Consider the following 12,020-nt stretch of genomic DNA (forward strand, 5'->3'; position numbering starts at 1 on the left):
CTTGACGTGAAGATAATAACAGGGGTATTGTCCGAAAGAAATATGTGAGCTGAAGGACAGGGAAGTAACTGGCTACATGAGGATTCACCGAGCCAGTATGTCAGCATGGCGCAGGCGAATCCAACCGTCACACAGCCACCTCATCGGACACATCAGCAAGCCCGGAAGGGGACGTCATGAGAAAACGATTTGGAGCCATAATGGCCGCCGCGGCGTTGGTACTGACTGCCTGCATAGCACCAGGTCCTTCGCACGAACGCGGATCCGTCGAATTCATCACTATCGCCGCCGGCGGCACGTCTGGACCGTACTACCAGATCGGCGCCTCTATGGCTCAGATTTTCCGCAACGAACTAGGATCGGACGCATCCGTACAGGCAACGGGCGCATCCGTGGAAAACATCTCGCTCATCACCTCAGGGCGCGCCGAACTGGCCTTCGTCATGGGCGATGCAACACGACAAGCTGTCGAGGGAACCGGCCCATTCGAAGGACGCCGCCAGCTCAGTGAGCTCACCGCACTAACAGCGTTGTACCCCAACTACGTCCAGATCGTGACCACCGCCAGGACCGGGATCCGATCGGTGGAGGACCTGCGCGGCAAACGCGTCGGCGTGGGAGATAAGAACTCCGGTGTGGAACTGAACGCGCAGATGATTCTGGATGCATACGGCATGACGTATGACGACATCCAGGAAGACTTCCTGTCATACTCGGGCGCCATCGACCAGATCAAGAACGGCCAGACTGACGCAGCGTTCGTTACCTCCGGCCTGCCAAACTCCTCAATCATGGACCTTGCGACAACCGAAGACGTCGTCATCGTCCCCATCGAGGGTGAAGGATTCGCCAGGCTCAAGGAGAAGTATCCCTTCTTCGACCAGAGCGCGATCCCTGGCGGAACATACTCGCAGGCAGAGGACGTCCTCACCGCGTCGATTATGAACCAGCTGCTCGTCTCTCCGGACCTGGACGAGGAACAGGTCTACAAAATGACGAAAGCTCTGTTTGAAAACCTCGACACCCTGCACGCGTCTCACAAGGCTGCAATGGGAATCACGCTGGACAGCTTCGATGAAGGCGCAGCAGTCCCCATCCACCCTGGAGCACTGCGCTATTACACAGAACAGGGGGCGGTGAGCAAAGATGCATCCAAAGACACTGCACAGTCTGAATAAGAGCCCGCGGATCGTGGCAGCCGTCGTCGGCATCGCCCTCGTCGCGACGGGTGCAATGTGCGGTGCGTATGCAGCCGCGCTCCATGCCGCACCCTCGATAATCATTGAAGATCAGGAAACCGGTCAGGAATATTTCCGATTCGCCGCCACTGACGACGAACCGATCACGATGAAATGGATCCATTCCATCGAGAAGGAACCGTGGGTCGAGTACTACACCGTCCACGGCGACCACCTGCAGCTTGACGCCATCGACATCAAATCATACGGAGCGGGGGTGCCGGCCGACCCTGGAGGCGTGACCACCGTCAAAGACGGTGTCATCCACACCGAAGGAATCAACCGGACGATTCCGGAGCTGACGTGGGCGCATAGCCACGATACTCACACCACGCTCACCGTCGGAACTCATGTCATCGCCCCGACGGATCTGCCACATCATGCCCTCGTGCGACTACGAATTCAGGAGTAGAACCATGTCTCACTCACACACCACACAGGCTCACCCCTCACAGACGCACCCGACCCGGTCGAAACGTGACGACGAACGTGTCAGTGTCGACACGCACGACATTGATGTACACGCCGAAGACGTGCTTGAAGAATTTGACCGGGAATCGCGCGTTCGCCAGGTCGAGTGGAAACCGATGGCCATTCTCATCACAGCCGTCGCAGTCGCCCTGTCCCTGTATCACATGTGGACCGCCTACTTCGGTGCGCCGCCGGTGCTGATCCACCGATCGATCCACGTCGGCGTCATCTTGTTCTTGACATTCCTGCTGTATCCGCCGATCCGAAAGGGCGTGCGCTCGCGAGTCCCGTTTTATGACATCATCCTGGCCCTGGCTGCGCTGTCGACGGCCGTTTACGTGATAACCAACTACGACGGGATTGTGCGTCGGTTCGGTGAGCCCTCGACTGCAGACCTTGTCTTTGCGATGATTCTGGTTGTTTTGGTCATTGAAGCGGCGCGCCGGCTCACCGGCTGGGCCATGCCGCTGCTGGCGATCGCGTTCGTGATATACGCGCTGTACGGGCGATTGTTCCCCGGAATCTTCCGTCACCGCGGGTATTATCCTTCCGACACGTTCAACTTCCTGTATTTGACGACCGAAGGAATCTACGGCACGGCAATTTCTGTGTCCGCTACCTACATCTTCCTGTTCATCCTGTTCGGAGCGGTCCTGCAGAAGTCAGGCATGGGTGAGTTCTTCAATGACATCGCGCTGGCTATTGCCGGTCAATCCCGTGGTGGCCCCGCGAAGGTGTCGGTCATTGCCTCCGGCTTCCTTGGGTCGATCAACGGTGCCGCCGTGGCGAACGTGGTAACAACCGGTGCTTTCACGATTCCGCTGATGAAACGCGTGGGCTATAAGTCGACGTTTGCGGGCGCGGTGGAAGCCTCGTCATCTGTTGGCGGCCAGATCCTGCCGCCGATTATGGGCGCTGCAGCATTCATCATGGCTGAGACCTTGGGCATGCCATACAGTGAAATCGCGATTGCCGCGTTGATCCCCGCCTTGCTGTACTACCTGGGCATCATCGCGCAGGTGCATTTGAGGGCAACGAAGGAAGGCCTGAAGGGTATTTCTCGTGACTCGTTGCCTCTGGTGCGAGACGTCATGAAAGAACGCGGTCACCTGGTCATCCCGCTGCTCTTCCTGATCTACATGCTGTTCTTCTCAGGACGCACCATCTTGTTCTCTGCGCTGCTGACGATTCTGGTGACCATAGTGGTCGCAGAGCTTCGCCCGGCTACGCGCATGTCAGTCAAAGACATCATCGAAGCGCTGGCAAATGGTGCCAAAACAGCAATCTCCGTGGCTGTGGCCTGCGCGGCCGTTGGCATCATCGTCGGTGTTGTGACGATGACGGGGTTCGGTGTCAAACTGGCGAATGCAATCGTAGCATTCGGCGCAGGATCAATCTTGCTGTCACTGGTGCTGACGATGGTGGCCTCGATCATTCTGGGCATGGGCCTGCCGTCGATTCCGACCTACATCATCACCGCAACGATGGCTGCACCTGCGCTTGGTCAGCTGGGCGTGCCTCCGCTGGTTGCACACATGTTCGTGTTCTACTTCGGCTTGTTCGCCAACATCACGCCGCCTGTCGCCCTGGCCTCCTTCGCCGCTGCCGGCCTGTCGGGGGCTGACCCGATGCGCACGGGCTTCCAGTCGATGAAACTCGCCCTGGCCGGATACGTCATTCCGTTCATCTTTGTGTTCAACCCGGTTCTGTTGCTCCAGGACGTGAACTGGCTGGAGGGTATGAAGGTAACTGCCACGGCTGTTGCAGGCGTGCTCCTGCTGGCGATCGCCGTCGAAGGCTTCTTTATGGAAAAGGTACCGTTGCTCATGAGAGCAGTGTTCCTGGGCGCAGGCCTATCCATGATGTCGCCTGAGCCGATCACCGACCTGATCGGCATCGCGGCAGGTGCGTGTGCACTGGCGTTCATGATGATGAAGGCCAAGAAGAACGATAACCTCTCACTCAAAGCCATTTAGCGGCGGTTTGGCCGATCGCGCCGTGGCGGTCGATCATGATGCAGACGGCCGGCCCCTCATCGGGCGTGCTGTGGTAGTGGGGCGGCTGGCCAACCCATCAGCTGCGTGAATTGGGTGGTCGCGTGGCGTGGGTGAGTACGTGACAGAGGTCAACCCATCAGCAGCGTGAATTGGGGGCGGCTGAGCATCGTGATCTGGCTGTGGCCGTGATATTCCGCGGCTGCGTGCAGCCGAAAGCGGCTTGGATGATCTGCTGATCAACGGGTCAAGGTAATTGAAGGGCTGAATCGTCAACCAGTCAAGGTATGAGGCGTAGGATTCAACATCTCACGATATGAGAACGTTGATGTAGTGCGGAAAAGTCGATGTTCAACGGTCGGCTGTGCGAAGTGAGCGGCCCTCTTACCTTGACGGGTTGACGCGCGGCGGTGCGTTGACCTTGACCGGTTGACTAGGACCTTGACCCGTTGACGTGCGACTGCGCGAACATCGCAAACGGTTGGCTTCTTGCCCGCGCCCTGCACGAGAGCGCGGGCAAGAAGCACACGAACGCTACTTATCCTGGTCCTCTTCAAGCGGTCCGCCGTAGATGTCGTTGATGACAGCCTCGAAGCGCTTGGTCACAACCGCACGCTTGACCTTGAGCGAGGGCGTCAGCATGCCGTTAGCTTCCGTGAAGTCAGAGGTCAGCACGCGGATCGCTCGAATCGACTCGGCACGCGACACATGTGCGTTCGCACGTTCAACTGCTCGCTCCAACGACGCCTGTACCTCCACATTGGTCGAGGCTTCAGCAACGGACATCGCTGGCAGGCCGTGATTTTTCAACCACACCGGCAACATCTCCTCATCCAACGTGATGAGAGCAGCGACGAACGGACGCTTGTCACCTACGACCACAACCTGACTGATCAGCGGATGAGAACGAAGTGGATCTTCCAGCGTGGCAGGTGAAACATTCTTGCCGCCTGCCGTCACGATCAGCTCCTTGGCTCGACCTGTGATGCGCACATACCCATCACGATCCAGCGACCCCAGATCACCGGTGCGGAACCAACCGTCCTCAGTCAACGCCTGAGCTGTCTCGTCGGGCATATTGTGGTAGCCCTGGAAAACCGAACACCCCTTGATGAGGACTTCTCCCTGATCAGAGATCTTGATCGACAGCGGCGGAAGCGGCGGTCCGACCGTGCCAATCTTGGTCAGACGCGGTGTATTGACCGACACCGGCCCAACCGTCTCAGTCAGGCCGTAGCCTTCCAACACAGGCAGTCCGATACCGCGATAGAAGTGAGCGAGATGCGTGGACAGGGGAGCGCCGCCGGATACAATGTAGCTGGCATTGCCGCCCACAAGCTTCAGGAGCTTTTGATACACCAGCTTGTCAGCCACCATGCGCTGGGAACGCAGCGAACGCGAGGGGCCTTCAGGAGTATCCAACGCGCGCGAGTATTCCACCGCCACATGTGCAGCCCAACGGAATACTTTGCGCTGAGGGCCCGAGCCCGCCTGAGCGTCCGCCGAGTTATAGATCTTCTCCAGCACTCGCGGCACAACCAGCAGGTAGGACGGCCTGAACGAAGCGAGATCCGGCAGCAGGTTCTTCGTGTCAGGGCTGTGCCCCAGCACACCTCCACCTGAAATCTGGAAGACCTGCAGGAAACGCGCAAACACGTGTGCCAACGGCAAGAACAATAAGAGGCGTGAATCGTCACCCGCCGCGATCTCCGGCATCCAACGGTGCGAGTTCACCGCCAGCTCAGTGAAGTTGCCGTGCGTGAGCACCGTGCCTTTGGGCCGTCCCGTCGTGCCCGACGTGTACACGATCGTGGCAATCGAATCGGTGGTGAGCTGCGCCATGCGACCAGTCAGCACTGTGCGCCGAACCTGAGCGCCACCATCCTGGATGGTTTGGATCGCCTCGGAATCCAGCGACAGCACGGTGACATCCTGAGATTGCGAGCTGGCCGCGGCACGCACCAGTTCCGCCATCGTGATGGTCTCAGTGATCGCCACGCGCGCCTGCGTGTCTCTGAGGATAAAGGCGATCTGCTCGATCGACGACGTCTCGTAAATCGGAACGGGCACCAGTCCTGCACACCAGCAGGCAAAATCCAACAGCGTCCACTCGTAGCGCGTATGCGACATGACGGCGACCCGATCACCGAGTTCGAGCCCCATTGCAATCAGGCCGGCAGATGTGCGCTGCACATCCTCGTAGAAGTGCGCGGCACTCATCGGACGCCACGTGTCCCCCATCGAGAGCTTGCGCTCAATAATCGGCCTGCGCGGTGAGCGTTGCACCCTGCGCTGCAGCAGGTAGGGAATCGTGGTGTGCTCGTCGATCCGGACCAGGACAGGCGCCCGCCACTCGAGTGCATCGGTTGAGACAGGTTCGCTCTCGTCCTCGCTCTCGCCCGCGTCAATCGAGTCTCCTGACGGCAGGCGGAGCTGAGACGATGTGAAAGCAGACGTTGCCTCTTCCACACCAATTGACGAGGGAGACTCCTGTCCTGCCGGCTCGACGACTACCTGTTCATCGGCATTCGAATCGGGCTCGCTGGAGCTGTGCGCCATGACTACTTCTTTCTTTTGGCCGGAGGCTCACCCAGGGTCACGTCAGCAACCTTGACACTGTGGGTCTCATGCGAATCATCGCCGCTGTCGGGTGTTGACGCGGATTCTTCAAGAGTCAGCGTACCCGTCACCTTCGTAGCAGAGCGCAGATCGGATTCCACCATTTCGAGGGCAGGAATCATGTCGGCAGGAGCCTGCACCGTCACAGCCAGGAACGGCGTACGCGGAGAAACCTTGGCTTCCGACTTGACGCGGCGCATGACGATCAGCGCTGCCGACGCAGCATCCAGAACAGTCGGGTCACCCTCGGGGCCGGACAGCTCATCGAGGGTAGGCCAGGACGCGCGATGAATGGAACCTTCCTGATACCACGACCACACCTCTTCCGTGACGTAGGGCAGGAAGGGCGCGAGCAGACGCACAGCAGCGTTGATGACCAGGGCCAACGTCGCGCGTGCCGACTGAGCTTCCTCGTCCGACCAGGCGCCGTCGTGGTTGTAGGCACGCTCCTTGACCAATTCCACGTAGTCATCGCAGAACGTCCAGAAGAATGATTCAGTGACCTCGAGGGCACGCGCATGGTCGTAGGCTGCAAATGCGCTGCTGGCAGTGTCGATGACGGAACGCAGGTGTGCCAGAACAGACTGGTCAAGTGGCTGCGTCACATGCGAGGCATCAAGATCCACCTCACCGGAATCGTCGCCCATCGTCAGCGCGAATTTCGAGGCGTTGAGAACCTTGATAGCCAGGCGGCGACCGATCTTCATCTGCGACTCGTCGAAAGCTGAGTCCACACCCAGACGGGCGGAAGCCGCCCAGTAGCGAACCGCATCCGACCCGTACTTTTCGAGCAGGCCCATCGGCGTGACGACGTTGCCCTTCGACTTCGACATCTTCTTGTGGTCTTTATCGACGATCCAGCCGGATAAAGCCGTGTGCTGCCAGGGCAGTTCGCCAAATTCGAGTGCGGCACGCACCACCGTGGAGAAGAGCCACGTGCGGATGATGTCCTGCCCCTGCGGGCGAAGGTCCATCGGGTAAACACGGGTGAACAGGTCCTCGTCTTCCAGCCAGCCGGCTGCAATCTGTGGGGACAGGGACGAGGTCGCCCACGTGTCCATAATGTCCAGCTCGGCTGCGAAGCCACCGGGCTGGTCACGCTGATCCTCCGTGTATCCGTGCGGCGTGTCGCTGGACGGATCGATCGGCAGGTCAGCTTCATCAGGAATGATCAGCTGGTCGTACAGCGTTGTGCCATCCTCGTCGATCCTGTACCACAGCGGGAACGGCACGCCGAAGAAGCGCTGACGGGAGATGAGCCAGTCATTGTTGAGGCCACCCACCCAGTTCTCATAGCGCACCCGCATGAATTCGGGGTGGAAGTCCAATGCGTGCCCGCGCTCAATGAGCTCCTCATTGAAGTCCTTACCCGTTGGTTCATGCGTCCATGGGCGCCCACCGTTGCGGATGTACCACTGGCGGGACGTGACGATTTCCAGAGGCTTTTCGCCGCGCTCAAAGAAGTTTGTCTGACGCTGCGTCGGAGTGGGTTCACCACTCATTTCACCGGACTCACGCAGGCGGTCAACCACTTCCTGACGCGCTGAGAACGTGGTCTTTCCGGCCATCGCCTCATACGCCTGGCGGCCGGCGGGATCCGTGATCCATTCGGGCACGTCGGTTGCGATGCGGCCATCTTTGCGCAAAATAGCTCGCAACGGCAGATCAAGGTCGCGCCACCAGTCAATGTCAGTGGTGTCACCGAACGTACAACACATCGCGATGCCCGCGCCCTTATCCATCTCCGCTTCCGGGTGGGCAAGGACAGGCACTTCCACACCGAAGACGGGCGAGGTAACCGTGGTGCCGAACAACGGCTTGAAACGCTCATCGTCAGGGTGAGCGATCAGGGCAACACAGGCTGCCAGCAGTTCGGGTCGCGTGGTCTCAATGTAGACATCGCGACCGTTTTCAACCGGTGCACCCTGCTCAGCGGCTTGGCGTGCGGCCCCCTCGTCAGTGATGTGGAATGCGAGGCGGTGGTAGAAACCGGGGTATTCGCGTGATTCGAGCTCAGCCTGGGCCACGGCAGTCTGGAACGTGATGTCCCACAGGCCGGGCGCCTCCTGCTGGTAGGCCTCGCCGCGCGCCAGGTTACGCAGGAACGCTGCCTGGGCAACCTTGCGGGCATGTGCGCCGATGGTTTGGTAATGCTGCTTCCAGTCGACCGACAGGCCGAGGCGACGCCACAGCGCTTCGAACTGCTTCTCGTCATCGATGGACAGGCGTTCGCACAGCTCCACGAAGTTCTGGCGACTGGTCGGCTGCTGGTCGCGAGCCTTAATGGATTTTCCGCCACCGGTGTGCGGGGGCTGGAAGTCGGGGTCGTAGGGCAGTGACGTGTCGACGCGCACGCCGAAATAATTCTGAACGCGGCGTTCAGTTGGCAGGCCGTTGTCATCCCACCCCATTGGGTAGAACACTTCCTTGCCCATCATGCGCTGGTAGCGGGCAACCACGTCAGTGTGCGTGTAGGAAAAGACATGCCCCACGTGCAGGGATCCGGAAACGGTGGGCGGAGGAGTGTCGATCGAATAGACCTGTTCACGCGTGGCCGTGCGATCAAATGAGTACGTTCCGGCGTCTTCCCAACGGCCGCCCCACTTGTCCTCTAATCCATCTGCTGTCACTTTGTCGAGCACCTGACCCAGGTGCGGTCGCGATGACAGGGGTTGCTGTGTGGTCATATGAGTCTGACTCCATCCGATACGCGTATAACTCTGCCCTTAGCCTACGAGGTTAAGGCGCTTGCCACCAAAGACGTCCAGCATCCAGTGGTGTCTACCTCAACTCACCGTCGCGCTGGACTGCCGCATCGACAGCGGCGACCAGTGCATTCGACAGGCCTGCTTCTTCACTTGCGAGCAGTCCTGCAATGGTGGTGCCACCGGGCGAGCAGACCTGATCGATCAGCTGAGCAGGCACGATGCCGTCTTCGGCTCGGTCAAGGACCAGACTGGCAGACCCGGCAACCGCCTGGGCTGCAATGGTGGTCGCCTGACTCTTCGACAGGCCGTATTTCACACCGGCGCGCGCGAGCGCCTCAATGATCTGAAACACCCAAGCCGGTGAGCATCCTGCCAGTGCGCTGAATACTGCGAACTTGTCTTCGTCAATGACGAGGGTGGTGCCCACCGCGTTCATCAGTGCGCGAACGGCGTCAAGGTAGGTGCCATGTGTGGTGAAGGAGGCGGCGGTAGTCGAGGCAGCCTTGTTGGCACACAGTGCACTCATGGACTGGCCGATCTGCGCATTCACATTCGGCATGACGCGCACAATCGGAACATCACCCAGCGCTGCACTGAGCGTATCGATCGGCGTGCCGGCAGCCAGGGACGCCACGCATACCCCGCCGCGTTCGGCGATTGTTGGAGCCAGCGCGATGCACACTTCACGAATCGCGTAGGGTTTGACGGCCAGGACGACGATGTCGCATTCGGCGGCGATACGCTCATTGGTCGCAGACTGTCCGCCCAGCTCATCGGCCAGTGCGCCTGCCCTGCCGGAGCCGGTATCTGAAAACATCAGGGAGTCGATGGCCTCACTGTGAGCCGCTCCGCGAGCAATTGCTCCTGCCATTGATCCTGATCCAACGAAACCTATACGCATGATCTTCTCCTTCTTCGCGTGCGCGCGTCGCCCTCGTCAATTATTGCCAGCGGACGAGGGCGACTCAAAGTGGGCGGCATGACCGGCGTGACGTTACTTGCGGCGCGTGCCGAAAATACTGCGGGTGATTTCGCGCCCAATCTGAGTGCCGGCGGACTTGATCACGTTGGCCAGTGCCGATTCCATGGATCGTTGGCGGCGCTCGCGGGCTTTCTGAGCGCGTTGCTGCTCACGTTGGGCTTCCTTCTCCCAGCGGGCTCGCTCCTTTTCCGCCTCTCGTTCGGCCTTCTTGCGAGCCTTCTCCTGTTCCTTTTCCAGCTCGGCCTGCTTTTCTTCTGCGGCCCGCTGGTCGATCGCTTTCTGGGTGCGCTCAGCCAGCTCTTCGGTGGCAGAGCGCGGGTCAACAGGCGTGGCGTAGCGGGCGACCAGATCTGAGGCCGACAACAACGTAGAGATCGTCGCGTCGGACGCCTCTCCCATGACCGATGCGGGAGCCCAGATGCTGAACGGTGCGGGCGGTGTGGGGCGGCCTTTCGGGTCGAGTACCGTCACCACCGCTTCACCTGTGCCGAGCGTGGTCAGGATCTCCGCCAAGTCCAGATCAGTGGTGGGGAAAGTCTTGACGGCATCCTTGAGGCGGCGCTGATCGTCCGGTGTGATGGCACGCAGCGCATGCTGGATGCGCGAACCGAGCTGTGCGAGCACGTCAGAGGGGATGTCCGTGGGGGACTGGGTGACGAAGACGATGCTGACGCCCTTGGAACGGATCAGGCGCACGGTGTGGACCACCTGACGCACGAACTCCTTGGTCGCATCGGTGAACAGCAGGTGTGCTTCGTCAAAGACGAATGTCAGGCGTGGCTTGTCCAGGTCACCGACCTCGTCGAGGCTGGAGAACAAGTCAGCGAGCAGCCACATGATCAGCGCGGAGATCAGGGCCGGCTGGCGGGACATGTCGCCTACTTCCAGCAGGGAGATAATCCCGCGCCCGTCACTGTCGGCCTTCATCAGGTCAGCCGTGTCGAATGCGGGTTCCCCGAAGAACTGGTCACCCCCCTGGGAAGCAAGGGCGGTCAGCGTGCGCAAGATGACACCGGCGGTCGCTTTGGACACGCCGCCGATCCCGCTGAGCTCCTCTTTGCCTTCAGGGGAAGTGAGGAATGTGATGACTGATTGCAGGTCACCGAGGTCAACAAGTTCCAGACCGTTCGTGTCGGCCCACGAGAAAATCAGTTGAAGTGCCTGCTCCTGCGTGGTGTTGAGCTGGAGAGCGCGGGCCAGAAGCAGCGGCCCGAAATCGCTGACGCGTGTGCGCACCATCGCGCCGGGAACAGGGGCGTTGGAGCCTGCCGGTGTGAGCAACTGTGTGGGGAAGGAAGCCGGTTGCCAGTCCTGCCCGTTGGCGGTCGTGCGCGCAGCAAGCTTGTCGTTGGCAGTACCCTTTTCGGCAAGGCCGGTCAGATCGCCTTTGACATCGACGAGGGCGACCGGGGTTCCCGCTGTTGACAGTCCTTCTGCCAGGAGCTGGAGGGTGCGAGTCTTGCCAGAGCCGGTGGCGCCGGCTACGAGTAGGTGACGGTTGAGGATGGACAGCGGTATTGTGGCGGTCGCCTGGGGTAGGTGAGTGTCGCCGTCTAGCAGCGTACCGACCGTGATGGTTGGAGCCGATGTGGTGTCCGCGAATGCGTAGGCGGCGCTGATAGTGTCAGCCAAAGGTGAAGAGGCAGGAGGCGTCGTGTCTTCTTGAGGCTTATCGGGCGCATTGTCCGTCGTGCCTTCTGGTGCCTGCTGGGGCGCGTCTGCTGCTGAGTCCTTGTCGGCGGATTCTTGCTCCTGCTCAGATTCGTCAGCGTGCGGTTGCACGTCGTGGGGCTTGTCAGAAGGCGGGTTGTCGTCCTGTGCGTTCTCGGCGGGGTTTTGGGCTGGGTCTGCGGGCGCCTGCACTGATCCGCCCTGCGCTTCCAGTGCGGCGAGGCGGGCTGCGGCGGCCTCGGCTTCTGCTCGGGCGGCGCGTGCTTCAGCTTCGGCCGCCTGAGCGCGAGCCTGTGCGAGTTGAGCTTCCAAGTCGGCGTTGTTTTCACTCATATCT

The 12,020-nt window shown here is 60.3% G+C and carries 7 protein-coding genes; 3 read left to right on the forward strand and 4 right to left on the reverse strand.

Going from position 1 to position 12,020, the window contains the following annotated elements; translation table 11 throughout:
• The first annotated feature begins 176 nt into the window (after window positions 1–176).
• From HMPREF2975_RS09885 to HMPREF2975_RS09895, 3 genes are read left to right on the forward strand one after another with little or no spacing between them, the layout of a single operon-like run.
• Window positions 177–1,178, forward strand: coding sequence for a TAXI family TRAP transporter solute-binding subunit (locus HMPREF2975_RS09885; protein WP_070727449.1), 1,002 nt, complete (start codon window positions 177–179; stop codon window positions 1,176–1,178).
• 13 nt (window positions 1,179–1,191) lie between these two features.
• Window positions 1,192–1,650, forward strand: a complete 459-nt coding sequence (locus tag HMPREF2975_RS09890) for a DUF1850 domain-containing protein (protein ID WP_070727454.1) — start codon at window positions 1,192–1,194, stop codon at window positions 1,648–1,650.
• 4 nt (window positions 1,651–1,654) lie between these two features.
• Window positions 1,655–3,685, forward strand: a complete 2,031-nt coding sequence (locus HMPREF2975_RS09895; RefSeq protein ID WP_083314525.1) for a TRAP transporter permease — start codon at window positions 1,655–1,657, stop codon at window positions 3,683–3,685.
• Window positions 3,686–4,237: 552 nt separating this feature from the next.
• Here HMPREF2975_RS09895 and HMPREF2975_RS09900 read toward each other — a convergent pair.
• The 4 genes from HMPREF2975_RS09900 to HMPREF2975_RS09915 all read right to left on the reverse strand — a co-directional run bounded on the left by HMPREF2975_RS09900 (window position 4,238) and on the right by HMPREF2975_RS09915 (window position 12,016).
• Window positions 4,238–6,262, reverse strand: coding sequence for an AMP-dependent synthetase/ligase (locus HMPREF2975_RS09900; protein WP_083314526.1), 2,025 nt, complete (start codon window positions 6,260–6,262; stop codon window positions 4,238–4,240).
• A gap of 2 nt (window positions 6,263–6,264) precedes the next feature.
• Complete coding sequence (gene valS, locus HMPREF2975_RS09905) at window positions 6,265–9,009, reverse strand: valine--tRNA ligase (protein WP_070727457.1); 2,745 nt, start codon at window positions 9,007–9,009, stop codon at window positions 6,265–6,267.
• 94 nt (window positions 9,010–9,103) lie between these two features.
• The gene (proC, locus tag HMPREF2975_RS09910; RefSeq protein WP_070727460.1) at window positions 9,104–9,931 is read right to left on the reverse strand and encodes a pyrroline-5-carboxylate reductase; all 828 of its coding nucleotides are present in this window, start codon (window positions 9,929–9,931) and stop codon (window positions 9,104–9,106) included.
• Window positions 9,932–10,024: 93 nt separating this feature from the next.
• Window positions 10,025–12,016 carry a helicase HerA-like domain-containing protein gene (locus HMPREF2975_RS09915; RefSeq protein WP_070727462.1) on the reverse strand — a complete coding sequence of 664 codons (1,992 nt, stop codon included), beginning with the start codon at window positions 12,014–12,016 and terminating at the stop codon, window positions 10,025–10,027.
• Between the last annotated feature and the right edge of the window lie 4 nt (window positions 12,017–12,020).

The organism is Actinomyces sp. HMSC065F12 (assembly GCF_001814535.1).
Taxonomy (GTDB): domain Bacteria; phylum Actinomycetota; class Actinomycetes; order Actinomycetales; family Actinomycetaceae; genus Pauljensenia; species Pauljensenia radingae_A.

Bases quoted from the DNA above. Each gene is read 5' to 3' on its own strand.
- HMPREF2975_RS09900 (WP_083314526.1), bottom strand. From the start codon at position 6,262: ATGGCGCACAGCTCCAGCGAGCCCGATTCGAATGCCGATGAACAGGTA.
- HMPREF2975_RS09885 (WP_070727449.1), top strand. From the start codon at position 177: ATGAGAAAACGATTTGGAGCCATAATGGCCGCCGCGGCGTTGGTACTG.
- proC (WP_070727460.1), bottom strand. From the start codon at position 9,931: ATGCGTATAGGTTTCGTTGGATCAGGATCAATGGCAGGAGCAATTGCT.
- HMPREF2975_RS09895 (WP_083314525.1), top strand. From the start codon at position 1,655: ATGTCTCACTCACACACCACACAGGCTCACCCCTCACAGACGCACCCG.
- HMPREF2975_RS09915 (WP_070727462.1), bottom strand. From the start codon at position 12,016: ATGAGTGAAAACAACGCCGACTTGGAAGCTCAACTCGCACAGGCTCGC.
- valS (WP_070727457.1), bottom strand. From the start codon at position 9,009: ATGACCACACAGCAACCCCTGTCATCGCGACCGCACCTGGGTCAGGTG.